Origin of the sequence: Rhizobium sp. BG4 (assembly GCF_016864575.1) — a bacterium.
GTDB lineage: Bacteria > Pseudomonadota > Alphaproteobacteria > Rhizobiales > Rhizobiaceae > Rhizobium.
This window is the reverse complement of record NZ_CP044126.1, coordinates 199,083-221,720: the sequence shown is the minus strand read 5'-3', so window position 1 is coordinate 221,720 and position 22,638 is coordinate 199,083. Positions and strand designations below refer to the sequence as shown.

Sequence of the window (22,638 nt, the reverse complement as noted above, 5' to 3'; positions counted from 1 at the left end):
ACGATGGATATGATCTCGATAACCGGCCAGTATGCCCTGCTCACGCTCTTCTTCGTGGTGCAGATCGCCTACAGCCTCAGCCTCGGGCTGAACTTCTTCTTCGCCAGCCTGCCGACGAACATGGTGACGCAGGCAGATATCGATGCGGTGACTGAGGAGGAATGCCCCTTCATCGTTCTCTTCTATCCGGTTCTGCGCGAGCTGGAAGGAACGATGCGCACGACCTTCACCTCGCTCTCGCAGCTTCGCTACCCGAAGCATCGCTACAAGGTCGTGGCGATCCCCAACGAGAACGACTACGAGACGGTGGCTTCGCTCCGCCGTCTCAAGCAGGAATTCTCCTTCCTCGAAATCGTCGAGGTGCCGCCGACCACGCATCCGAGCTGGCAGGCGGTCTGGGACGGCTGGGATTCCACGCGGAAGGCCTATTGGTGGCATGAGGGGCACCGCGCCTACAATCGCGACCTGCCGCCGAAGAAGACGCGCCAGCTGGTCTATGCCTTCTACAACGTCGCCAAGAAGTTCGAGGGCCGCGAGGACTTCCTGGTCAACTATATCGATGCCGACAGCTGCCCGCCCGCCGATCACTTCCTGGCCGGTGCCGCTGGCATGAAGAAATACGATGTGCTGCAGGCACAGAACATCGCCGGCAATCTCAACGAGAGCATGGCGGCGACCTGGCATGCGGCCGATCACATGTCCTGGGACGGGCTCACCTACCCGCACCTGACAGCCAATGGCCGTCAGCCCTATTGGGTGCTGGGCAAGGGTCTGTTCTTCCGCGCCTCGGACCTGATCGAACTCGGCGGCTTCCACCCGTGGATCACCATCGAGGATCCCGAGGTCGGCATGCGGTTCTGGACCAACGGCCGCAAGCTCGGCGTCATCGAAAACCCGTTGATCGAGGAAGTGCCCTCGACGCTGATGCACGGCATTACGCAGCGCAAGCGCTGGGTCTGCGGCTTCTTCCAGAGCCTGACCTCGCCGCTGACGTCGATGGGCATGACCCGCTGGCAGAAGTTCCGCGCCTGGCTCAATTTCCTGCCGTGCCTGTCGATGTCGATCAACACGATCGGCATCCCGATCGGGATATGGGCGATGTGGCAGTATTTCAGCGGACAGGGCAATCTGCCGGCCGCGGCCGCGATCTTCCCGATCCTCAATCTCAGCATGTTCTCGCTGCTTCTGTTGCGTCTCTACATCAGCGTCTGGACGCGCAGCAAACTGGTCGCCGAGAGCGTCTGGACGAGGGTCTGGTACCTCGTGCGCATCAATCCGGTATCGCTGATGGTCTGGTGGCTGATCTGGCTCATCCCGCTCTACATCGGGCTGCGCATGTACATCAAGGATCAGGGCCTCGTCTGGGAGCGCACGGTCAAGACCAATGCAAACGAAGACCTGATCATGACGCAAATCGCGGCTGAATGACCCGCAATCAACCTCAATGTAAGGAGTAGGGAAAATGACGAAAGGACATGTACTGGTAACAGGTGGCGCCGGCTTCATCGGATCGCACCTTGTCGATTATCTCCTCGGGCGCGGCTTCGAAGTCACCGTTCTCGATTGCTTGCTGGATCAGGTCCACGGCGATGCCGAAAAGGACGCGCAGGGCTGGCCGGTCTATCTCAACAAGAAGGCCCGCCGCATCAAGGGCAACATCCTCGATGACGGCGTCTTCGAAGCGAGCCTGACGGGCATCACCCACCTCGCCCATCTGGCGGCCTCGGTCGGCGTCGGTCAGAGCATGACCAACATCGTCGAATATACCCGCAACAACACGATGGCAGCAGCCGTCATCCTCGAAGTTCTCTCGAGAATGCCGCTTGATGCCTCCGGCAACCATCCGATCAAGCGCATGGTCGTCGCCTCCTCGATGTCGATCTATGGCGAAGGCGAATACGAGATCGAAGGCACCGGTGACAGCACAGCGCCCGAGCTGCGCAGCCATGAGCAGCTGGCCGAACGCAGCTGGGAGCTCTTTACCGGCGATGGCGCCAAGCTCATCCCGATCCCCACGACTGAGAAGAAGCTGCTTCAGCCGGCCTCGATCTATGCCGTCAACAAGCGCGACCATGAGGAGATGTTCCTCTCCGTCGGCCGCGCGCTGAATATCCCGACATCGGCGCTCCGCCTGTTCAACGCCTATGGATCGCGCCAGGCACTCAGCAACCCCTATACCGGCGTCGCCGCCATCTTCATCTCCCGCCTTCTCAACGACCAGCCTCCGCTGGTTTTCGAAGACGGCGAGCAGAAGCGCGACTTCGTCCATGTCATGGACGTTGCCAATGCATTCGCGACGATCCTGGAAAGCGACAAGCGGGTCTGGGACGTGTTCAACGTCGGCAGCGGCAAGTCGATCACCGTCAATGACATTGCCCGGACGCTCGCCCGCCTGCTGCAGAAGAATATCGCTCCCGATATCCTCCAGAAGTACCGCGTCGGCGACATCCGCCACTGCTTCGCAGACATCAGCAAAATCCGCGATGTCTTCGGTGTAACGCCGCAGCGCGACTTCGAGGAAGGGATGGCCGAATTGATCGAATGGGTCAAGACAGCCAAGAAGCCGGTAGACAAGACGGCGGTCAGCATGGCCGAACTCAGCAGCAGCAAGCTGATGGTCTGACGCCTGCGGGAGCCGGTCCGCCGGCTCCCCTTTCAGCCGATGCTCGCCTCGGAGAAAGCGGAGTTCATCGCGTAATAGAGCTCCTTCGGCCGCATCTCGGCATCGAAGGGCAGACCGCGATTGCTCGACGTCGCGGCACCCTTGACGTCACGGCGCCTGTATTCGTCCGAATTGAGCCAGGAGAGACCGTCCGACAGCCCCCAGGAGGTGATGCCTTTGACCGCGGGGACTTCGAGCACGATGTCCAAATAGCGGCGAACCTCGTCCGACACCTTCCGGTCACGCACCGCCTTGGGCACACTGAGATCGGCTTCCTGAATATCCAGCTCCGAGACGAATATCTCCAGCCCCAGATCGGCCGCCGCCTCCAGGAACGGCTTGATCGTACTGCGCTTCACCCTGCCCTTGGTGAGATCGAGATGCGCCTGAACGCCGAGGCCGTCAAAAGGTAGCTCTGCCCGCTTCAACCGCTCGAGAAGCCGCAGCACCGCAACGCGGCGCGCCGCATCGACAGGATTGTCATACTCGAGACTGTACTCGTTGATCAGGAACTTCGCCTGCGGCGCATGCTGGCGGGCTTCCGCCAGCGCGCGCTCGACATAGTCGGGGCCGAAAGTTTTGTAGAAGATGTTTCGGCGAAGACTGTCGCTTTCGGCAGTGTCGACGACCTCGTTCAGCAGATCCCAACGGCCGATCCTGCCGCCGAAATGCGAGAGCACTGCCTGCATGTAAGTCGAGATGACGGACCAGTCGCCCGGATTGGCGGCCATATGTTCCATCGCCCAGGGCGGTACGCTTTGGCCCCAGAGCAGCGTGTGGCCGTGCACCGCGATGCCGCTTTCGTTTGCCATGCCGATCAGCTCGTCGACCGGCTGGAAATTATAGGCGCCGCGGTTCCATTCGAGCGCTGCCCATTTCAGATCGATCTCCGGCGTCACCGCGCCGCAATTCTGCAGCACCGCGTTGCGTAAAGCCGAACGCTCGCGCAGCTGGTCGATCCTGACTGCCGTGCCGAAGTACCGGCCCTGCGGCGCGAGATGGGCGTTCAAACCGGACATAGCAGGGCTCCATGCCGTGGCTGCCGCACGCGGAAAGGCAGCGGCTGCGGCTACCGCCGCCAGCCCCGTCAGCATCGATCGTCTGCCAAACCGCCGCGTCATCGCAAGATGCTCCACCTGATCGCGGAGCATCTTCGGTTTCTTCCGTTATTTATTTGCTAATTTAGGACTGCCTTTATCCGCAGTATTCGGCGAAATACTTGCCATCAATACTGCCGAAGCTTGCTGGCGACGCTCTGCAGCGTCTTGAACCCTTCATAGCGAGCCGTGTGCGTGGCTGCATGGGCGCCACCGGCGGGGGCAAAAGTCGTATCGACGGCCGTCAGACCGGTCATTGCCTCGCGGACATCGCTAAACAGCCCTGCCGCGACCGAACCCAGGATTGCCGCCCCCAGCAGCACCGGCTCGTCCGCCTTGGTGGCGATGACGGGCTTGCCGCTGGCATCGGCGAGCAGCTGGCGCACGAAGTCATGCTGGCCCGCTCCGCCGCTGATGACGATGTTTTCGACGCTGACGCCTGCGGCGGCCTGCGTATCGACAATCTGCCTGAGGCCGTAGCCGATGCCGCAGAGGCCAGCGATATAGAGCGAGACGAGATTGTCCAGATCCCGTTCCATGCCGAGACCGGTGATGACCGCCCGCGCATGCGGATCGGCGAAGGGCGCGCGATTGCCGAGGAATTCCGGGACGACGTGGAGCCCCTTGGCCAGCGCTACGGCGTCCGATGCGGAAGAAACCTTTCCGGCCGCCTGATCCGCCAGGAAGACGGGGAGCGGCACACCGGCGCTCCTGGCGCGTTCCTTCGCTTCGGCTGCGGCCGGGTGGAAGGAGAGAAGCTGGTCGATCGCAGCACCCGCAGCACTCTGGCCGCCTTCGTTGAGCCAGAGCCCCGGCACCATGGCGGAATAATACGGCCCCCAAACGCCTGGCACGAAAGCCGGCTCCGAGGTCGATGTCATGGTGCAGGAAGAGGTGCCGAAGACATAGGCGAGATTGGCCTGCGGGCCTCCGCCGATCCCGACCGTGCCGATGCCGCCGGCATGGGCGTCGATCAGACCGGCGGCGACCGCCGTACCGACAGGCAATCCAAGCTCTTCTGCCGCTGCGGCCGTCAATCCATGGCCAAGCGGCGAACCGGGTTCGACGATCGACTGGCCGATGCGGAGGAAGTTCTCGTCAGCCAGAGCGCCGAGGCCGATCTCTTCGAAATAGCCAGCATCCCAGCGCTTCTCATGCGCCAGATAGGTCCATTTGCAGGTGACGGTGCAGGTCGAGCGCGAGAGGTCGCCGGTCGCCCGCCATGTCAGGAAATCGGCGAGATCGAAGAACTGCCAGGCCCTGTCGAAAATCTCGGGGCGGTTTTCCTTCAGCCAGAGAAGCTTCGGCGTCTCCATTTCAGGAGAGATTTTGCCGCCGACATAGCGGAGCACGTCGTGACCCAGCGCGTTGATCCGCTCCGCCTGCGGAACTGCGCGGTGGTCCATCCAGACGATGATGTCCCTATCAGGATTTTCGGAGGGCCCGACGGCGAGCGGCTTCCCGCCCTCGCCTAGAACGACGAGCGAACAAGTGGCATCGAAGCCGAGACCGACGACGGAAGCCGGATCGACAGCGGCCAGCGACACGGCTTCGCGCACGGAGGCACAGACCGCCGCCCAGATCTCCGTGCTCGACTGCTCGACCATCGAGCCCGGCTCATGGAACAGCGTGATGTCCCGCTTGGCGGAAGCCAGCATCCGGCCGGTGAGGTCGAACAGTCCGGCGCGGGCACTGCCGGTGCCGACATCGACGCCGATGACGTGTTTGGCACCCGCTTGTGGCGTGTGAGATGTGTCGCTCATGGTCTCTCGTTTCGGTCAGGCGGAACAGGGTCGATCGCGGCCCTTGAGCGGGCCTTGCGATGTTCAGAGATCGACGCTGTTCGGCAAAATCACCAGATCGCGGATCGTCACGTTGCGCGGACGCGACAGCATGAAGAGCACGGCGTCGGCCACTTCCTTCGGCTGCATCAGGCTGCCATTGGCAAGCGCCTCGTCGAGCTTGGCCTTCGGCCAGTCGTCGAGCAGAGCCGTCACCACCGGACCCGGCAGAACCGCGCCGACGCGCACGCCATGCGGCGCCACCTGGCGGCGGGTGGAATGAACGAAGGCCTGTACCGCGAATTTCGAGGCCGTGTAGATCGGCTCCCAGACGACGGGCACCATGCCGGCGATCGAGCTCGTAAACAGGATGTCGCCCGACTTCTGCTCGATCATGTGCGGCAGGACCGCATGAACCGAACGGAAGGCAGCGTTGATGTTGAGGTTCAGCATCCGGTCCCAGGCATCAGGGTCGCCTTCTGCCACCTGTCCGCCGATATAGGCGCCGGCATTGGCATGGAAGACGTCGAGCCTTCCGGCGATCTCCAGGATACGCGGCAGCATGCCGGAAACCTGCTTACCGTCGAGCAGATCGACGACGAGCGGCAGGGCGCCTTCGCCGATCTCCTTGCAGAGCGCCTCGAGCTTGTCCTTGGCGCGGTCGACGAGCACGACGGTTGCGCCTTCGGCATGCAGCGTGCGGGCGCATTCCAGCCCGATACCCGATGCGGCACCCGTGATGGCGGCAACCTTGCCCTTCATCAATCCAGTCATGGCAAATACTCCTTCATAAAATGCGGATCAGGCGCGGCCGTGGCTGACACGTGAGCGGCGGGCAAGCGAGTCGACGATGACGGCGATCGCAAGAACGGCGCCGGTGATCATGTAGCGCAGCGACGAGCTAAGATTGAGAAGCGTCAGGCCGTTGGAAATGGCCTGGATGACGATGATGCCGAGCAGCGCGGAATAGGCGCTGCCACGGCCGCCGAAGAGGCTGGTGCCGCCGATGACGGCCGCGGCGATGGCGTTCAGGTTGACGTCGCCGGTGCCGGCCTGCTGGCTGGACGAGGCAAGACGCGAGGCAGACAGGATACCGCCGATCGTCGCCAGCGTCGAGCAGAGCACGAAGGCGCTGAGATAGATCCGGCGTACGTTGATACCCGCGCGGCGCGCAGCTTCACGATTGCCGCCGACTGCAAACATCGAGCGGCCCCACTGAGTGCGCGTCAGCGCGTAGTTGAGGATGACGGCGATCGCGACGAACAGGCCGAACATCCACGGCACGCCGCGGCCGAGATTGAGATAATAGGCGGCGAATTCGAGCGCCGCGGTCAGAACCACCGCCTTGACGACCAGCGCACCGAGCGGCGCCTGCGAAAGGTTCACGGACTGGCGCTGCTGGCGCTTGCGCAGGCCGTTGACAACAAGGATCAAACCGGGCAGCAGCGCGAGCAGATGCGAAAGCCATGCCGGCATCACGAGGATCTGGCCGAAGCGGACGAGCGACGAGGCGAAAGGCAGGTTGATACTGCCCGTCGGACCGAGGATGTAGAGCTGCATGCCGAGCAGTGCCAGCAGACCGGCCAGCGTCGCGACGAAGCTCGGCATTCCCAGCCTGTTATAGAGCACGGCGTAGAGCGAACCGACGACGATGCCGGCGACGATGGCGACGGCGATTGCGAGCGGCAGCGGCCAGCCGGTATTGACCCAGAGGACGCCGAGAATTGCCGAGGAAAGGCCGCTCATCGATCCCACCGAGAGGTCGATTTCGCCGAGCATCAGCACGCAGACGATGCCAAGCGAGATGACGCCGACGGTAGCACAGTCGAACAGCAGGTTGACGAGATTGTTCGGGGCGAGGAAGACCGGGTTGAGGATCGAGAAGACCGTCGAGATGACGATCAGGCCGACAACGACCGGCAGCATGCCGAGATCGCCCGAACGGACACGATCGAAGAAGGCCTTGATCATGGCGCCGATGCTGTCGTCGTGACGGACGCGCTCATCGCTGCGGTCGAGTGCGGCAGCCGGTGCTGCCGTGGATGGTTTCTGGCTCATGCCGGGCTCCCGCTGTTTTCCTGGGCCGTGCTGCTCTTGCGCTCGAGGCGCCGGGATACGGAGTTTTCCGTCGCGCCGGTGATGGAGGCGACGAGTTCCTGGTTGGACGCATCGGGCGTGAAGACGCCGTTGTTGCGGCCGAGGCGGAGAACGACGATGCGGTCCGCGACAGCGCGCACGTCCTCCATGTTGTGGCTGATGATGATGACGCCGAGGCCGCGCTCGCGCACCCGCTCGATCAGGTTCAGCACTTCGGCTGTCTGCGCCACGCCGAGTGCGGCGGTCGGCTCGTCGAGCATGATGATCTTCGGGTCGAGCAGCAGCGAGCGGGCAATCGCCACCGTCTGGCGCTGGCCGCCGGAGAGCGAGGCGATCGGCTCACGTACCGAGGGGATGCGGGCGGCGAGTTCGCGAAGCAGCGTCCAGGCGCGCACTTCCATGGCCACCTCGTCGAGGCTCCAGGGCGACAGTTCGTGGCCGAGGAAAAGATTGGCGACGACATCGAGATTTTCGCAGAGCGCCAGATCCTGGAAGACCGTGGCAATGCCGAGCTCGAGCGCCCTGCCCGGACTGTCGAGCGTCACGTTCTGGCCGCAGAATTCGATGCTGCCCGACGACGGCTGGTGCACACCGGCGAGAACCTTGACGAGCGTCGACTTGCCGGCGCCGTTGTCGCCGACCAGCGCCACGACCTCGCCCGCCTTGACCTCGAGGTCGATATCGGTCAGCGCCGAAACCGCGCCGAAATTCTTGGAAACATTGCTGAGCCGGAGGATCGTCTGTCCCTTCTCCGGCATACCCTTAACGGTAACCATTGGCTGAAGCCCTTCTTGCCCGGGAAACGTCCGGCCGCGGCGATCGCGGCCGGACACTATAGGCAGATTTAGTTGGTGATGCCGAGCTTCTTGCAGCCGTCGGCATATTCGCCGGTGCAGATCTGATCAGCCGTCTGGATCTTCTTGTCGAAGATTTCAGCCTTGATGTTTTCCTGCGTCACGACGGCAGGAATGAACAGCTCGGACGGCGTCTTGTAGAGCGTCGTCTTGGCTTCCGGCGTTTCACCCTTCAGCATCTGCACGGCCACCTTGGCAGCCGCCGCCGCAACGATTTCGGAAGGCTTCGAGATCGTGTTGTACTGATCGCCTGAAATGATCAGCTGCAGCGCAGCGATCGTTGCGTCATTGCCGGTGATCGGCGGAACCGGCTTGACGCCAGCAGCCTTGAATGCGGCAATTGCGCCACCGCCGGTGCCGTCATTGGCGGCCACGACGCCCTTGATATCGGCGCCGAAGCGGGTGATCTGGCCGGCAGCCCATTCCTGAGCCTTCGGCGGCGCCCATTCCGGCGTGTCATATTCAGCGAGCGTCTTGTAGGCGGATTCCTTCAGACCGCGATGAATGCCGTCGCGGATGAGGCCGGCAGCGGCATCGGTCGGCGAACCGTTGATCTGCAGAACACCTGCGCCATCGGCAACGCCTTCCTTCTTCAGGTGCTCGACCAGCGACTTGGCGATCGCGTAGCCGATACCTTCGTTATCGAAGGAAACGTAGAAGTCGGCCGGCTTGTCCGGGATCGGGCGGTCATAGGCGATAACCTTGACACCCTGCGACTGGGCGATCTCGACGAGACCGGCTGCGGCCGCGGAATCGACCGGGTCAAGGACGATCACCTTGGCGCCCTGGGCGATCACGGAATTGAACTGCTGCTGCTGAAGCGAGGCATCGGCATTGGCGTTCTGATAGACGACGGTGCACTTGGCGCAGAGCTTTTCCATCTCGGCCTTGAAGCCCGGGAAGTCATGCTGCTCGTAGCGCGTCGATGCCTGGTCGGGCATCAGGAAGGCAACGGTGGACGCTTCCTGTGCGGACGCCGCACCGGCAAAGCCCATGACGACGGTCGCCGAGGCCAAAAGCAAATTGCGATAGTTCATTTTCTCCTCCTTGGTGTGTTCGAAAACAGGCCCAGGCATTGCTGCCAGTCGCCACGGTTACCGCGCATTCGCCACCGTCCCCGCCGCCCCACGAAAGGCAAAGCGAAACACCCCTGCGAAAGGACCCGGAGTCCGCAGCTTCTTAGAAATACCTCCCTGCGCCGGCAATGAGGCCAGCTTGTAACATCGATTGCGCAAGCTTGCTCAATCGATGAAGCAAGAATTGCCACTTCTCTCGATTGGTGTCAAGTTACGTCGAAATGGAGAAGCAAATTTTGAATCACGTAAAGCAGGCCAAGAGGACGACGATCTACGATCTGGCGGAGCTCGCGGGCACCTCCGCCAGCGCCGTCAGCGCCGTTCTCAATGGCAATTGGAAGAAGCGCCGGATCAGCACGCAGCTTGCCGAAAAGATCATGAAAATCGCCGAGGAACAGGGCTATGCGCTGAACATGCAGGCAAGCCTTCTAAGGCGCGAAAAGTCTCACATCATCGGCATGCTCGTGCCGAAATACGATAACCGCTACTTCGGCTCGATCGTCGAACTGTTCGAAGACATGGCGCGCGCCCGCGGCCTTTTTCCGATCATCACCTGCACGCGGCGCGATCCCGAACTGGAGATCGAGGCGGCGCGTACAATGCTCTCCTATCAGGTCGAATGCCTGATCGCGACGGGTGCGACGGACCCCGATAAAATCACGGAAATGTGCGCCGCCGCCGGTGTGCGCAGCCTCAATCTCGACCTTCCGGGCGCCCTTGCACCATCCGTCATCTCCGACAATTTCGCCGGCGCGCGCGAGCTCACCCGCCGCATCCTGATGAATTGCGAGGAGCGGCTCGGCAAGAAGGAGCCGCTGCTCTTCATCGGTGGCCGCGGCAGCGATCACAATACCGCTGAGCGTATCCGCGGCTTCCGCCAGGCGCATGCCGATCTTGGCGTCGCGGTCGAGGAGGATCACATCCTCGCCTGCGGCTATGCCCCTGAGAAAGCTGAGAAAGCGTTGGATGATCTCGCCATGAAGGGCAATGCGCTGGCCCGCGGCATGTTCGTCAATTCGACCATCTCGCTTGAAGGCGTCATCCGCTGGATCCGCCGCTCCGGCCATCTCGACGACCGCAATCTCGTGCTCGGCTGCTTCGACTGGGATCCCTTCGTCACCCTGCTCGGCAACGGCATCGAGATGGTACGCCAGGATGTGCCGGGTATGCTGACCAAGGTCTTCGAGCTCATCGAATCAGGCTCGAACAAGCCGGGAATCATCCAGGTTCCGCCGCTGATCCCCGAGCGGGCCTAGCGTCCCGCTACACCACCGTCTCGCCGCCATCGACGACAAGGATCTGGCCGGTCATGTAGGATGACCGGTCGGAGACGAGGAAGAGGATCGGCTCGGCGATCTCCGAGACATCGGCCCAGCGGCCGAGCGGCACCTTGTCAGCGATGTAGCTCTCGATGGCGCCGCGCCCGCCCATCTGCGCGATGAAGGGTTCGTTGAACGGCGTATCCACCCAGCCCGGGCAGAGCGCGTTCACGCGGATGCCAAATTTCGCGTAGTCGCCGGCCATCTGCCGGGTCATGGCGATGACGGCGTGTTTCGTCGTCGTATAGGCGATCATCTCGCGGTCGTAGAGCACGCCCGACGACGAAGAGGTGTTGAGAATGACGCCCTTGCCTGCCTTCTTCATGATCGGCATCACCAACCGCGACGCCATGAAATGCGCCCGCACATTCAGTCCCCAAGACCTGTCGAACCCGTCGATGGTCACCTGTTCCAGATCGCCCGCCACTTGGGCGCCGGCATGGTTGTGGAGGATGTCGATGCGGCCGTGACGCAGCACGACGGCGGCGATGCCGCTTTCCAGCGCCTTGTCATCCGTTACGTCGACCACCAGGCTTTCCGCGCTGCCGCCCGCCTCGGTGATCTGGCTCACCGTTTCCTCGGCATTCATGAAATCAATGTCCGCGGCGATCACATGGGCGCCCTCGCGGGCCATGATCAGCGCCCCTGCCCGGCCGATGCCGGAGCCCGCCCCGGTGACGATTGCAACGCGATCCCTAAGTATCATGGCATTTCCCCGGTCAGTTTGTTGTTGCCTTTTCGCGCATCAGGAAGCGCGCAATCAGGATGAGGATTAGCGAGGCGATCAGCACCATCGTCGCGATCGCATTGATTTCCGGCGTGACGCCGCGGCGGATCGAGGCGAAGACATAGATCGGCAATGTCGTGTTCGACCCGGCGACGAAGAAGGCGATGATGAAATCGTCGAAGGAGAAGGTGAAGGCGAGCAGGAAGCCGGCAAGGATCGACGGCATGATCTGCGGCAGCACGATCTGCCGGAACGTTGTGAGCGGCGTCGCATAAAGATCGCTCGACGCCTCGACGATATCCCGGCCAAGGCTGGCGATCCGGGCTTTGACGATCATCGTCACCAGCGCCATCGTGAAGAGGCCATGCGCGGCGATGATCGAGCCGTAACCGAGCGCCAGCTTCGGCGGCTGATCGCCCGGCCAGATTGCAGCGATGACGGGATTGATGAAACCGAAGACCTCGACAAGGGCCACCAGCGTCGCGATGCCGATGACGACGCCGGGTACGACGATAGCAGCGGCAAACAGACCATCGAACAGGGCCCGCATCCGGGTGCCCAGCCGCTCCATGCCGATCGCCGCCATGGTTCCGAAGATCGCCGCAAGCCCGGCGCTGGTGAAGGCGATGATCAGGCTGTTCTGCAGCGCTTCCATCAGGAAGGTGTTCGAGAGCGCCCGCCCATACCACTCCGTCGAGAAGCCGACGAACTCGCTGGCATTGCGGCCGGAGTTGAACGAGAACAGCACGACGAGCGCGATCGGCGTGTAGAGGAAGAGATAGACGAAGGTTACCAGCGCGCGCATCAGACGAGATCCACCTGACGGGTACCGGCGACACGCCAGGCAATACGCATCGCAACCAGCAGAATGACGACGACGACGGCCACGAGGGTCACTGCAATCGCCGACCCGAACGGCCAGTTGCGCGACTGCAGGAAGAGATCGACGAGCGCATTGCCGATGAAGAACACCTTGCCGCCGCCGAGAAGCTGCGGGATCAGATATTCGCCAAGCAGCAGGATCGTCACCAGCGCCACCCCGGTCATCACGCCGGGCAGTGACAGGGGCAAGGTTATCCCGAAGAAGGTCGAGACCGGCTTGGCGCCGAGATCGGCCGAGGCCTCCAGCAGGCGCCGGTCGAGCTTTTCAAGGGAAACATAGATCGGCATGATCATCAGCGGCAGATAGCCGTAGACAATGCCGAGCAGCACCGCGCCCGGCGTATTGATCAGCCGGACGTTCTCGATGCCGACGAATTCAAGGAGATGCGGAATGCCGCGGGCGCCGAGCAGATACATCCTTGCATAGGTGCGGACGAGAAGGCTGGTCCAGAACGGCACGACGACCAGCGACACCAGCAGCAGGCGCCGTTTCGGGCTTGCCTTGACGGCAAGATAATAGGCGACGGGATAGGCAACCAGCAGGCAGGCGGCAGCCCCGATCGGCGCCAGGATCAGCGTGTTGACGAAGGCCGCAGAGCGCGAGCCGAGATTGGCGAACTGCGCGAAGGTGAACGCCGCCTGATACCCGCCCTCCGGCGCCCGCTCGCCAAAGGCGAAGACGATGATGGCGATGAAGGGCAGGACGAGGAAGACGAACAGCCAGATGCTGGCCGGTCCAACAAGGGCAGCAGTGACAAGGCGCCGTTTCGTGGCAAGGGTCAGGGGCATACGTCTGTTTCCGCAGCGTCCGGCTCCGGTCCCCGCGAAGGGACCGGAGCTCTCAACGGAGATTAGGCCGACTTGAAGCGCGCCATCAGCTCGGCGCGGCCCGGATCGGTGAGCGTCACGGCAGCGCCGAATTCCAGCGGTGTCAGGGCCGCTTCGTCCGGATAGACGATCTTGTTCGACGTGATGTCCTTCGGCAGCAGCGCGATGACGCGGCTGTCCGTGGTCGGCGCACCATTGGCGATGTGCTCCTTCACGGCGTTCTGCGGATCCATGAGGTAGTTGAGGAGCGCATAGCCGGCCGCCTTGTTCGGCGCATCCTTGGGGATCGCGTAATAGTCGGTCCAGATCTCGCCGCCATCGGTGCCGAGCACATAGGCGAGCTCCGGCATGTCGCGGTTCAGCTGCGCGCCGTCATTGGTCCAGCACATGGTCAGCCACGCATCGGTGGAGCGCATCGACGGCTGGTAGTCGGAATTGATGGCGAAGAGGTGCGGCTTGACCTTGATCAGCAGCTCTTCGGCCTTGGCAAGCTCGTCAGCCTTGATCGAATTGAAGTCGTAGCCGAGCGAAACCAGCGCACTACCGATCGTCGTCAGCTGGTAGTCATGGACCATGGTGCGGCCGTCGCCTTCGGTCTGGGCGATCTCGAAGAAGTCCTTCCAGCTCGAAAGCTTGGTCTTGATCTTCGAGGTATTGACCGAGAAGCCCGTCGTGCCCCAGTTCTTTGGCACGGCATAGGTCTTGCCGTCGATCTGGCCTTCCTTGGTGAAGCGCGGGCTTTCGGTCGCCTGGCTGAAATTCGGGATCTTGGAGAGATCCAGCTCGTCGATCAGGCCGAGCTTGTGATGGGTGGAGATCGTGTAGTTGGTTGGCACGAACAGCGACCAGCCGGAAGCGCCCGCCTGCAGCTTCGCCAGCATTTCCTCATTGGAACCGAAGACGTTGACTTCGACGGCAACGCCGGTGGCGGCCTTGAAGTTCTCGAAGGTCGCGGGGTCGTGGTAGTTCGGCCATGTGGCGATCGACATCTGCGTGCCGAGTTCGCCGGCGGCATAGGCAGGCGTCGAAAGCACGCCGGGGAAGCGCGACATGACGGCGGTCGCGAGACCGAGGCCGGTGATGCCGAGGAAATGACGGCGGCTGACGGAGCCACGCTTGAGGCGCATGAACTCGTCCATGAAGCCTTCGGCGGAGATCGGGAGATTGTCCTTATAATCCTTGCTCATGATGCTGTACCCTTGTTTTGGTTTATGCATTCGATGCTGGAAAGACATGGATGGTGGATGGGTCGAAGCCGAGGAATACCTCCTCGCCCGGTTCCACGAGATCGCTCTCGTTCATGCTGCGGCGGTCGGCGGTGATCAGGAAATCGCCGAGGCCGGGGACACTGACGGCATATTCCGCCGACGAGCCAAGGAAGATCCGGTGCGTGACCGTGCCCTTGAACGCGGCGCCGCCGATAGCCTGCCCGCGCGTCAGGCGGATCGCTTCAGGACGAAGGGCGGCAATCGCCTGGCCGGGCGCCAGCTGCTTGCCGGATGCGATCGCCGAGCCGTCGGCGAGCCGCAGCGTCGTGCCATCGGCCTCCATCGTCGCGGCGATGCGGTTCGTCTTGCCGACGAAATCGGCAACGAAGAGGTCGGCCGGGCGATCGTAGACTTCCTGCGGCGAGCCGAGCTGGCGGATTTGCCCGGCGCTCATGACGCAGACGATATCGGCCATCGACAACGCTTCTTCCTGATCGTGGGTGACGAGCACGAAGGTGATGCCGAGCTCTCGCTGCAACGTCTGCAGCTCGATCTGCATCGCCGAGCGCAGCTTCTTGTCGAGGGCGGCAAGCGGCTCGTCGAGCAGCAGAACGGACGGGCGGTTGACGATGGCGCGCGCCAGCGCCACGCGCTGCTGCTGGCCGCCCGACATTTCGTGGATGCGGCGCTTCGCAAAGCCGCCGAGGCGCACCATTTCCAGCGCTTCCGCCACCCGGCGGTCGATCTCGCGCGCCTCGATCTTCGGGCGCATCTGCTTCAGCCCGTAGGCGACATTCTGCTCGACATTGAAATGCGGAAACAGCGCGTAGTGCTGGAACACCATATTCACGGGGCGGCGGTAGGCTGGGACGCCGTTCATCTCCCGCCCGTCGATCAGCACCGTGCCCTCGCTCGGCTGTTCGAAGCCGCCGATCATGCGCAGGCAGGTCGTCTTGCCGCAGCCGGAAGGGCCAAGCAGCGCCAGGAAGGCGCCCTTGGGCACATTGAGATTGATGTCCGTCACGGCGGTCACGGCGCCATAGTTCTTGGTGACCGAACGGAATTCGATATCGTTCGTCGAAGCGGATGCCACGTCTGTTCCCTGCGGTTGGTTTGGAATTGGCAGTTTTTGCTGCCTTATTGCCACCGTCGTTAAGGAAAGAGTAAGCCTGAGCTTCCGGCGCGGTATATACCCCGAGAGAGGTATTTAAGCGGATTAAGCTTCGTGGAAGGTGTATATGGGGATGCGCAGAATTTCGCGCCGGCGGCAGAGGGAGACCGTCACATGAGCACCGATCTGGAAGCCTTGTTCGGCGCCTTCAACGCGACCGTCGGCAGGCCTGCCATGGGTGATGCCGAGTTCGGCGAGACCTTCCGGCAGATGATGGCGGCGCTGGTGCGCTTCGACTACGTCGTGGTCTTCGCCTATCGCGGCAAGGAACGGCCGATCGACCTCTACTCCACCTTCGATACCGAAGAGCATGTGGTCTTCGTCACGCTCTACCAGGCCGGTCCCTACCTGCTCGACCCCTTCTACCATACGGCCCGGGAGCGGCGCGAAGGCGTGCTCAGGATGCGAGAACTGGCGCCCGACCGCTTCTTCTCCAGCGAATATTACCGCACCTACTACGTCCAGACGGGACTCGCCGAAGAGATCGGATTTTTCATCAATGCCGACAAGGACATAACCATCGTCCTGTCGCTAATGCGGCGCGAGAAGACCGGCGCCTTTCCGCCGGCCGATTTCGCAACGCTGAAGAAAGCCGAACCGCTGATAGCCAACATGGTGCGGCACTATTGGGCGGGCCTCGCCCCGCGCTTCGACGCGCAACTTGCAGCCGGCGGAAAGAAACACCGCAAGACCGGCGGCAACCCGAACCTTGCCCCGGCCGATACCGTCTGGCGGGACCTCAATCTGACGAGCCGCGAAACCGCGATCGTCGATCTTGTGCTGCAGGGCCATTCATCCGAGTCGATCGGACTGAAGCTCAATATCTCGACAGGCACGGTGAAGGTCCACCGCCGCAACGTCTACCGCAAGCTCGGGATTTCCTCGCAGACGCAGCTTCTGTCGATCTATTTCAAGAACCTGCTGCCCGCCGGCTGAGCCGCAATCGTCTGTGCGACGGCGACAAGTCCCGCAACCGGCGAAGGCTCGTTGGAGGCCGCGTCGTAGATGCAGGATGCGGCGAGAACATTGGCTGTCAGGATGCCGATGATGATGAATTTCATGGGATGCTCCAGGGACGAGGCAAAGGCCTCGTCCCGTTTGTTCTTACTGGCGATCAGACGATTTTCAGCTCGACATTGATGTTGCCGCGCGTCGCCTTCGAATAAGGGCAGGTCTGGTGTGCTTCCTCGACAAGCTCGCGCGCCAGCTCGGCGTCGATACCGGGAAGACTGACATTCAGGCGGGCCTGCAGGAAATAGGCGCCGTCGGTCTGGCCGAGATCGACTTCGGCGTCGACGGCAGTCTCCGCCGGAAGACGGATCTTGCGTTTTCCGGCGGCAAGGCCGATCGCGCCGATGAAGCAGGCCGACCAGCCGGCGGCGAAGAGCTGCTCCGGATTGGTGCCCGGACGGCCGCTGCCGGGAGGCGAGAGCTTGACATCCAGGGCGCGGTCACTGCTCTGGGCAGCACCCTCGCGGCCACCGGTGGTGTGGGTCTTGCCGGTATAGAGAACCTTTTCGATCGTGGTCATGTAACACTCCTTGGTTTCTGCCGCGCGACGCGGCTTCAGTTGACGGGGAGTGTTTTGACCCGGCGACGTATCCGGCATGTTTCCCGGATGTACGGGATTTGTAACGAAGCTTAGCAGGCGGCAGAAGTGATACGAGCCGCTACAACAAGCGGCTCGCTCTTCAGTGGATCACCAGCTCGGCCGCGAGACCACCGCCGTCGCGGTTATAGAGGCGCATCGTCCCGCCGATTGCTGCCGTCAGCTGCTGCGCGATCGCAAGCCCGAGACCGGAACCGCCGGTCTCGCGGTTTCGCGATTGTTCAAGACGGAAGAACGGCTGCATGGCCGCCTCGATCTGATCGCCGGGAATACCCGGGCCGCGGTCCATGACGGTGATGGCGATCGCCCCCTCTTCTCGACGCTCGACGCTCACCTCGGCCGTGCCGCCGAATTTCAGAGCATTGTCGATGAAATTCGACAGGATGCGGCGCAGTGCATGCGGCTTGGTAGAGGCGGTGCCACTGACCAGTCCAAGGACGGACACGGGCTTTCCCGTATCCTGATAGTCGTAGCAAAGGCTCTCGATAAAGGACGCGAGGTCGATGCGGGAGAACTTCTCGCCATTTCCATGCGAGCTCCGGGCATAGGCGATCCCGTCCTGAACCAGCCGCTCGATCTCGCCGATATCGTGCAGCAGCTTGGTCCGTTCCGGAGATTCGTCCGCCATGTCGGCGCGCAGCCGCATGCGGGTGATCGGCGTCTGCAGATCATGGGAAATCGCTGCGAGGATCTGCACGCGCTCTTCGAGATAGTGGGCAATGCGGTCGCGCATCGCGTTGAAGGCCCGCGCGGCATGCGCCACCTCGCTGGGGCCGCTGTCACTCATCACCTCGCCCTTCTTGTTTGGATCGAGCGCATCGGCCGCCGCTGCCAGATCGGCGAGCGGCCGGGTCGCCTGGCGAACGGCAAGCCATGTGAGGAGAACGATGAGCAGCATCTGCACGACGAAGACATAAGGCAGCCAGCCCGCCAGCGGCATGACGCCCCTCGGCGTGATGTCGATCGTCAGCGGCGTGCCGTCGGTCAGCGTCAGATGCGCCTGCAGGCGCGTGACGTCGCCGGGGATCGCTTCCATGCGGATCGGAAAGCGATGGCCGATCGCATCGCTGATGGTCGCCGCAATCTCGCCGCCGCGTGTTGAATGATCGGGAACACCCGGCAGGCCCGGACCGAGCACGAAGCGGTAATTGCCGCGGCTCAGGGGATCGGTCAAATCCGCCCGCTGATCCGCCGGCAGCCGGTCAAGCACGGCGATCGAGGTCGCAACGTCGCTCTCGAGTGTCCCGAGCATGACCGCCTTTGCCGACATCATGCGCTCGGCATAGAGCACGCTGAACGACAGGCCATAGGCGATCGCGAGGCCGAGAAGCAGGATGATGGCAATGCGCGAGCGCAGCGTACTCGGCCAGACGCGCCCGAACATTGCAAAGGCGGCCGCGCTCATTGCCGCAACTCCGAAATCTCGATCGGCACGGAGAAAACGTAGCCCTCGCTGCGCACCGTCTTGATATAGATCGGCTCACGCGCATCGTCGCCGAGCCGCTGCCTCAGGCGGCTGACGAGCAGGTCTATCGAACGGTCGAAGAGCTCCGCATCGCGCCCCTGGGTGAGGTTCAGCAGCTGATCGCGATTGAGAACCCGCTGCGGGTGATCGATGAAAACGCGCAGGAGCCGGTATTCGGCGCCGCTCAGCGCAATCGTCGTGCCCTCCTTGTCGAGCAGGTGGCGCGCGACCGTATCCAGACGCCATTCGCCGAAGCTCAGCATCTGGCCGGCCTCGCTCACCTGGAAATTCGGCGGCAGCATGCGCGTGCGGCGCAGAACGGCCTTGATGCGCGCCAGCAGTTCTCGCGCCGCGAAAGGCTTCGGCAGATAATCGTCGGCGCCCATTTCGAGCCCGAGAATGCGGTCCATCTCGTCGCTGCGCGCCGTCAGCATCAGGATCGGCGTCGCCTTGTGCTTGCCGGCGCGCAGTTCCCGGCACAGCACCAGACCGTCGTCTCCCGGCATCATCACATCGAGGATGATCAGGTCGACCGCATTGGCTTCGAGAAAGCTCCGCATCTGGCGCCCGTCGGCAACGGCGGTGGCGCGCAGCCCGTTCTTCTTCAGATAGCTCGAAACGAGCTCGCGGATTTCCCTGTCGTCATCGACGATCAGGATATGGTCGACATGCTCCATGGCGCTTTCGGCAACCTCCAATGCGGGCAATCCGCACCGTCCCGCTAACGTCTCGGGTAGCAGGATGGTGCGGGATTCGTGACACCCTATATTCGATCTAGAAACGATCAACATCCAGGATCGCCTGCGCGAAGGCTTCCGGGGCCTCCTGCGGCAGATTGTGACCGATACCGCCCGAGATCGTGCGGTGTTCGTAGCGTCCCGAGAACTTCGCGGCATAGGCCGAGGGTTCCGGATGCGGCGCACCATTGGCGTCGCCTTCCATGGTGATGGTCGGGATCGAGATGACCGGACCCTTGGCCAGCACGGCTTCATAGGCATCGTACTTTGCCTCGCCCTTCACCAGTCCGAGGCGCCAGCGGTAATTGTGGATAACGATCGCCACATGATCGGGATTGTCGAAAGCGTCGGCCGAGCGGTTGAAGGTTTCGTCGTCGAAATTCCAGGTCGGCGATGCGGTATGCCAGATCAGCTTCGAGAACTCGCGGCGGTTGGCGTCGTAGCCCTGACGGCCGCGCTCGGTCGCGAAATAGAACTGATACCACCAGGCAAGCTCGGCCTTCGGCGGAAGCGGCTTCTTGTTGGCTTCCTGGCTGCCGATCAGATAGCCGCTGACCGAGACCATCGCCTTGCAGCGCTCCGGCCAGAGAGCCGCCATGATATTGACGGTGCGGCCACCCCAATCATAACCGCCGACGACAGCCTTCTCGATATGAAGCGCATCCATCAGTGCGATCATGTCGGCGGCGAGTGCGGCCTGCTGGCCGTTACGCTTGGTCTTTTCCGAAACGAAGCGGGTGGTGCCGTAGCCGCGTAGATAGGGAATGATCACCCGGTAGCCCTTGGCGGCAAGACGAGGCGCCACATCGGCGAAACTGTAGATGTCATAGGGCCAGCCATGCAGCAGGAGGACGGCCGGACCATCGGCGGGACCTTCCTCGGCATAGCCGATATCAAGCACGCCGGCGCGGATCTGCTTCAAGGCTGAAAAGCCGTTGCGGCCTGCCTTGACGGCGGGCGAAGCCGGCGCTGCGGCCTGCGCAGCACTTGCGACGCTGCCGATACCGAACTCGACGGCTGCGACGGTCATTGCGGCTACACCAAAGAAGCGGCGGCGCTGGTGGTTGATTTCCTCGGACATTGTTTTCTCTCCGTTTCCTGAACTGTTGATGATGAGCAAAAGACAGTCCGGATGTATCCCCGATGTGTCGCGGACCACGGTTTTATGCATGCCTTTGTAGCGTGGAGGCCTGCAGATACATTCCGATACAATTCGCTGCAGCCCGCTACATTGCGGTACATTTCTGCCGGATTGCAGACACATCCGGGATACGTCGCCCCTTCAGTTTCGCTGCATCGCTGGCAAAGGCCACGAGCAACCAAGCGGAAGGACCCGACCATGACGCTTCTTATCATTGCCTATCTCGGAGGCGCGCTGACGATCCTCAGCCCCTGCATCCTCCCCATCCTGCCCTTCGTCTTCGCCCGCGCCGGCCAGCCCTTCTTCAGAAGCACGCTGCCGATGCTGGCAGGCATGGCCGGCACTTTTGCGCTGGTCGCCACACTCGCGGCCGTCGGCGGCAGCTGGGCGATCAACGCCAATGAATATGGCCGGCTTGCCGCTCTATTGCTGCTCGCTATCTTCGGTGTCAGCCTGCTCTCGCCGCGCGTTGCCGGCGGCATTACCCAGCCCGTCGTCGATTTCGGCAACACGCTGCTCAATGCCTCGGGCAATGGCGCCACCGCCTCTCCGGCAAGCTCGCTGCTTCTGGGTGTTGCGACGGGCCTGCTCTGGGCGCCCTGCGCCGGGCCGATCCTCGGCCTGGTGCTGACGGGTGCCGCCCTCCAGGGCGCCAATCTGCAGACGACCTTTCTGTTGCTTGCCTATGCCGCTGGTGCAGCCAGCTCGCTTGCGACAGCGCTTCTCGTCGGTGGCCGTGTCTTTGCTGCCATGAAGCGGTCGCTCGGCGTCAGCGAACGGATCCGTCAGGCGCTGGGTGCTGCCGTTCTCGCCGGTGTCACCATCATTGCGCTCGGTCTCGATACCAGCCTGCTGTCGCGCTTCTCCTATGCCAGCACCACCACTCTGGAACAGGCCGTCCTCGACCGTCTGCACGTCAAGCCGCAGTCTGGTCCCGAAGTTGCCAGCGACGGCGCGATGATCGATACCGTCGCCGACACAGGGCAACCGTTCAAGAGCGATCTGCCGGTCGAAGGCCCTGCCCCGTCGCTCGATGGCGCCGTGCAGTGGCTGAATTCCGGGCCGCTCACTAAGGAAGCACTTCGCGGCAAGGTCGTGCTCGTGGATTTCTGGACCTATTCCTGCATCAACTGCATCCGCACCACGCCTTATGTCCGCGCCTGGGCCGAAAAGTACGCAGACAAGGGCCTCGTCGTCATCGGCGTCCACGCTCCGGAATTCGCCTTCGAGAAAAACATCGACAATGTTCGCAAGGCGGTTGGCGATTTCGGCATCAAGTATCCCGTTGCCATCGATAACGACTACAAGATCTGGCGCGCCTTCCAGAACAACTACTGGCCGGCCCACTACCTGATCGATGCCAACGGCCAGATCCGCTACACCCATTTCGGCGAGGGCAACTACCGCCACACCGAAAAGGCGATCCAGGACCTGCTGCACGAGGCCGGAAGCCAGATGGCATCGAGCGCCGCCGTCACACCCGATGCCAAGGGCGCCGAGGCAAGCCCGGACCTGCCTCATGTCCGCTCCGGCGAGACCTATATCGGCTACCAGCAGGCCTCGAACTTCGCTTCCCCCGGCGGTATCGCAGCGGACACCCCGCGCGACTACAGCGCAGGCTCCCTCGGCCTGAACGAATGGAGCTTTTCAGGGCGCTGGACCGTGGGTCCGGAAGCCGCCAGCCTCGATGCCGCCGATGGCGGCATCAGTTACCGCTTCAGTGCCCGCGACCTGCATCTCGTTCTCGGACCCGGCGCTGACGGCAAGCCGGTTCGCTTCCAGGTGACGGTCGACGGCAAGGCGCCGGGCGCCAATCATGGCACCGATACCGACGAAAACGGCAACGGCATCGTCACGTCGACAAAGCTCTACCAGCTGGTCCGGCAGAGCGGCGAGGTCGAAGCCCGCAACTTCGAGATCCGCTTCCTCGATCCCGGCGTCGCCGCCTACGCCTTCACCTTCGGCTAACCGTCAATGCGCATTT

General features: G+C 62.7%; 21 protein-coding genes. 5 read left to right on the top strand and 16 right to left on the bottom strand.

Annotated elements, in window-relative coordinates:
- Positions 1-3: 3 nt before the first annotated feature.
- Both F2982_RS21190 and F2982_RS21185 read left to right on the top strand, forming a co-directional pair.
- On the top strand, positions 4-1,428 hold the full coding sequence (locus tag F2982_RS21190) for a glycosyltransferase family 2 protein (RefSeq protein WP_246777631.1): 1,425 nt from the start codon (positions 4-6) through the stop codon (positions 1,426-1,428).
- A gap of 34 nt (positions 1,429-1,462) precedes the next feature.
- On the top strand, positions 1,463-2,623 hold the full coding sequence (locus tag F2982_RS21185) for an NAD-dependent epimerase/dehydratase family protein (protein ID WP_199628153.1): 1,161 nt from the start codon (positions 1,463-1,465) through the stop codon (positions 2,621-2,623).
- A 32-nt stretch (positions 2,624-2,655) separates the two neighbouring features.
- On the opposite strand, the gene F2982_RS21180 is transcribed toward F2982_RS21185, so the two are convergent.
- The 6 genes from F2982_RS21180 to F2982_RS21155 form a co-directional block, all read right to left on the bottom strand.
- Positions 2,656-3,813, bottom strand: coding sequence for an endo-1,4-beta-xylanase (locus F2982_RS21180; protein WP_203430780.1), 1,158 nt, complete (start codon positions 3,811-3,813; stop codon positions 2,656-2,658).
- Positions 3,814-3,887: 74 nt separating this feature from the next.
- Positions 3,888-5,522, bottom strand: a complete 1,635-nt coding sequence (locus tag F2982_RS21175; RefSeq protein WP_203430779.1) for an FGGY-family carbohydrate kinase — start codon at positions 5,520-5,522, stop codon at positions 3,888-3,890.
- Positions 5,523-5,585: 63 nt separating this feature from the next.
- Positions 5,586-6,314 (bottom strand): SDR family oxidoreductase, encoded by a 729-nt coding sequence (locus tag F2982_RS21170; RefSeq protein ID WP_203430778.1) that lies wholly within the window; start codon positions 6,312-6,314, stop codon positions 5,586-5,588.
- Between the two features lie 27 nt (positions 6,315-6,341).
- Entirely contained in the window at positions 6,342-7,598 is a 1,257-nt protein-coding gene (locus F2982_RS21165) for a sugar ABC transporter permease (protein ID WP_203430777.1), read from the bottom strand.
- Positions 7,595-8,395, bottom strand: coding sequence for an ATP-binding cassette domain-containing protein (locus F2982_RS21160; protein ID WP_130281840.1), 801 nt, complete (start codon positions 8,393-8,395; stop codon positions 7,595-7,597). The genes F2982_RS21165 and F2982_RS21160 overlap by 4 nt, the downstream gene beginning before the upstream one ends.
- Before the next feature lie 86 nt (positions 8,396-8,481).
- Positions 8,482-9,528 (bottom strand): sugar ABC transporter substrate-binding protein, encoded by a 1,047-nt coding sequence (locus F2982_RS21155; RefSeq protein WP_112711050.1) that lies wholly within the window; start codon positions 9,526-9,528, stop codon positions 8,482-8,484.
- Positions 9,529-9,803: 275 nt separating this feature from the next.
- Between F2982_RS21155 and F2982_RS21150 the strand changes: the two genes are divergently transcribed.
- Complete coding sequence (locus F2982_RS21150) at positions 9,804-10,823, top strand: LacI family DNA-binding transcriptional regulator (RefSeq protein ID WP_203430776.1); 1,020 nt, start codon at positions 9,804-9,806, stop codon at positions 10,821-10,823.
- Between the two features lie 7 nt (positions 10,824-10,830).
- On the opposite strand, the gene F2982_RS21145 is transcribed toward F2982_RS21150, so the two are convergent.
- The 5 genes from F2982_RS21145 to F2982_RS21125 all read right to left on the bottom strand — a co-directional run bounded on the left by F2982_RS21145 (position 10,831) and on the right by F2982_RS21125 (position 15,624).
- Positions 10,831-11,592 carry an SDR family oxidoreductase gene (locus tag F2982_RS21145; RefSeq protein WP_203430775.1) on the bottom strand — a complete coding sequence of 254 codons (762 nt, stop codon included), beginning with the start codon at positions 11,590-11,592 and terminating at the stop codon, positions 10,831-10,833.
- A gap of 13 nt (positions 11,593-11,605) precedes the next feature.
- Positions 11,606-12,418: an ABC transporter permease gene (locus F2982_RS21140; protein ID WP_203430774.1), complete on the bottom strand. Its 813-nt coding sequence runs from the start codon at positions 12,416-12,418 to the stop codon at positions 11,606-11,608.
- Positions 12,418-13,284, bottom strand: coding sequence for an ABC transporter permease (locus tag F2982_RS21135; protein ID WP_203430773.1), 867 nt, complete (start codon positions 13,282-13,284; stop codon positions 12,418-12,420). The genes F2982_RS21140 and F2982_RS21135 overlap by 1 nt, the downstream gene beginning before the upstream one ends.
- A gap of 62 nt (positions 13,285-13,346) precedes the next feature.
- Positions 13,347-14,510 carry a spermidine/putrescine ABC transporter substrate-binding protein gene (locus F2982_RS21130; RefSeq protein ID WP_203430772.1) on the bottom strand — a complete coding sequence of 388 codons (1,164 nt, stop codon included), beginning with the start codon at positions 14,508-14,510 and terminating at the stop codon, positions 13,347-13,349.
- A gap of 22 nt (positions 14,511-14,532) precedes the next feature.
- Positions 14,533-15,624 (bottom strand): ABC transporter ATP-binding protein, encoded by a 1,092-nt coding sequence (locus F2982_RS21125; RefSeq protein ID WP_203430771.1) that lies wholly within the window; start codon positions 15,622-15,624, stop codon positions 14,533-14,535.
- A gap of 192 nt (positions 15,625-15,816) precedes the next feature.
- Here F2982_RS21125 and F2982_RS21120 point away from each other — a divergent pair, with 192 nt between their 5' ends.
- Complete coding sequence (locus F2982_RS21120; protein WP_203430770.1) at positions 15,817-16,638, top strand: helix-turn-helix transcriptional regulator; 822 nt, start codon at positions 15,817-15,819, stop codon at positions 16,636-16,638.
- Here F2982_RS21120 and F2982_RS21115 read toward each other — a convergent pair.
- The 5 genes from F2982_RS21115 to F2982_RS21095 form a co-directional block, all read right to left on the bottom strand.
- The gene (locus F2982_RS21115) at positions 16,608-16,763 is read right to left on the bottom strand and encodes a hypothetical protein (protein WP_203430769.1); all 156 of its coding nucleotides are present in this window, start codon (positions 16,761-16,763) and stop codon (positions 16,608-16,610) included. The two genes, F2982_RS21120 and F2982_RS21115, sit on opposite strands and share 31 nt — an antisense overlap.
- A gap of 53 nt (positions 16,764-16,816) precedes the next feature.
- Positions 16,817-17,233, bottom strand: a complete 417-nt coding sequence (locus F2982_RS21110; RefSeq protein ID WP_203430768.1) for an organic hydroperoxide resistance protein — start codon at positions 17,231-17,233, stop codon at positions 16,817-16,819.
- A 160-nt stretch (positions 17,234-17,393) separates the two neighbouring features.
- On the bottom strand, positions 17,394-18,716 hold the full coding sequence (locus tag F2982_RS21105; protein ID WP_203430767.1) for a HAMP domain-containing sensor histidine kinase: 1,323 nt from the start codon (positions 18,714-18,716) through the stop codon (positions 17,394-17,396).
- Positions 18,713-19,453 (bottom strand): response regulator, encoded by a 741-nt coding sequence (locus F2982_RS21100; protein WP_199628374.1) that lies wholly within the window; start codon positions 19,451-19,453, stop codon positions 18,713-18,715. Before F2982_RS21100 ends, F2982_RS21105 begins: the two co-directional genes overlap by 4 nt.
- A 97-nt stretch (positions 19,454-19,550) precedes the next feature.
- A complete protein-coding gene (locus F2982_RS21095; RefSeq protein WP_203430766.1) occupies positions 19,551-20,594 on the bottom strand; it encodes an alpha/beta hydrolase in 1,044 nt (347 codons plus the stop codon).
- Positions 20,595-20,852: 258 nt separating this feature from the next.
- Here F2982_RS21095 and F2982_RS21090 point away from each other — a divergent pair, with 258 nt between their 5' ends.
- Positions 20,853-22,622 carry a cytochrome c biogenesis protein DipZ gene (locus F2982_RS21090; protein ID WP_203430765.1) on the top strand — a complete coding sequence of 590 codons (1,770 nt, stop codon included), beginning with the start codon at positions 20,853-20,855 and terminating at the stop codon, positions 22,620-22,622.
- The last annotated feature ends 16 nt before the right edge of the window (positions 22,623-22,638 follow it).

What these genes read in the sequence shown, in the direction of transcription:
- F2982_RS21190 (WP_246777631.1), top strand. Translation starts at nt 4, where the DNA reads ATGGATATGATCTCGATAACCGGCCAGTATGCCCTGCTCACGCTCTTC.
- F2982_RS21185 (WP_199628153.1), top strand. Translation starts at nt 1,463, where the DNA reads ATGACGAAAGGACATGTACTGGTAACAGGTGGCGCCGGCTTCATCGGA.
- F2982_RS21180 (WP_203430780.1), bottom strand. Translation starts at nt 3,813, where the DNA reads ATGCTCCGCGATCAGGTGGAGCATCTTGCGATGACGCGGCGGTTTGGC.
- F2982_RS21175 (WP_203430779.1), bottom strand. Translation starts at nt 5,522, where the DNA reads ATGAGCGACACATCTCACACGCCACAAGCGGGTGCCAAACACGTCATC.
- F2982_RS21170 (WP_203430778.1), bottom strand. Translation starts at nt 6,314, where the DNA reads ATGACTGGATTGATGAAGGGCAAGGTTGCCGCCATCACGGGTGCCGCA.
- F2982_RS21165 (WP_203430777.1), bottom strand. Translation starts at nt 7,598, where the DNA reads ATGAGCCAGAAACCATCCACGGCAGCACCGGCTGCCGCACTCGACCGC.
- F2982_RS21160 (WP_130281840.1), bottom strand. Translation starts at nt 8,395, where the DNA reads ATGCCGGAGAAGGGACAGACGATCCTCCGGCTCAGCAATGTTTCCAAG.
- F2982_RS21155 (WP_112711050.1), bottom strand. Translation starts at nt 9,528, where the DNA reads ATGAACTATCGCAATTTGCTTTTGGCCTCGGCGACCGTCGTCATGGGC.
- F2982_RS21145 (WP_203430775.1), bottom strand. Translation starts at nt 11,592, where the DNA reads ATGATACTTAGGGATCGCGTTGCAATCGTCACCGGGGCGGGCTCCGGC.
- F2982_RS21140 (WP_203430774.1), bottom strand. Translation starts at nt 12,418, where the DNA reads ATGCGCGCGCTGGTAACCTTCGTCTATCTCTTCCTCTACACGCCGATC.
- F2982_RS21135 (WP_203430773.1), bottom strand. Translation starts at nt 13,284, where the DNA reads ATGCCCCTGACCCTTGCCACGAAACGGCGCCTTGTCACTGCTGCCCTT.
- F2982_RS21130 (WP_203430772.1), bottom strand. Translation starts at nt 14,510, where the DNA reads ATGAGCAAGGATTATAAGGACAATCTCCCGATCTCCGCCGAAGGCTTC.
- F2982_RS21120 (WP_203430770.1), top strand. Translation starts at nt 15,817, where the DNA reads ATGAGCACCGATCTGGAAGCCTTGTTCGGCGCCTTCAACGCGACCGTC.
- F2982_RS21115 (WP_203430769.1), bottom strand. Translation starts at nt 16,763, where the DNA reads ATGAAATTCATCATCATCGGCATCCTGACAGCCAATGTTCTCGCCGCA.
- F2982_RS21110 (WP_203430768.1), bottom strand. Translation starts at nt 17,233, where the DNA reads ATGACCACGATCGAAAAGGTTCTCTATACCGGCAAGACCCACACCACC.
- F2982_RS21105 (WP_203430767.1), bottom strand. Translation starts at nt 18,716, where the DNA reads ATGAGCGCGGCCGCCTTTGCAATGTTCGGGCGCGTCTGGCCGAGTACG.
- F2982_RS21100 (WP_199628374.1), bottom strand. Translation starts at nt 19,453, where the DNA reads ATGGAGCATGTCGACCATATCCTGATCGTCGATGACGACAGGGAAATC.
- F2982_RS21095 (WP_203430766.1), bottom strand. Translation starts at nt 20,594, where the DNA reads ATGTCCGAGGAAATCAACCACCAGCGCCGCCGCTTCTTTGGTGTAGCC.
- F2982_RS21090 (WP_203430765.1), top strand. Translation starts at nt 20,853, where the DNA reads ATGACGCTTCTTATCATTGCCTATCTCGGAGGCGCGCTGACGATCCTC.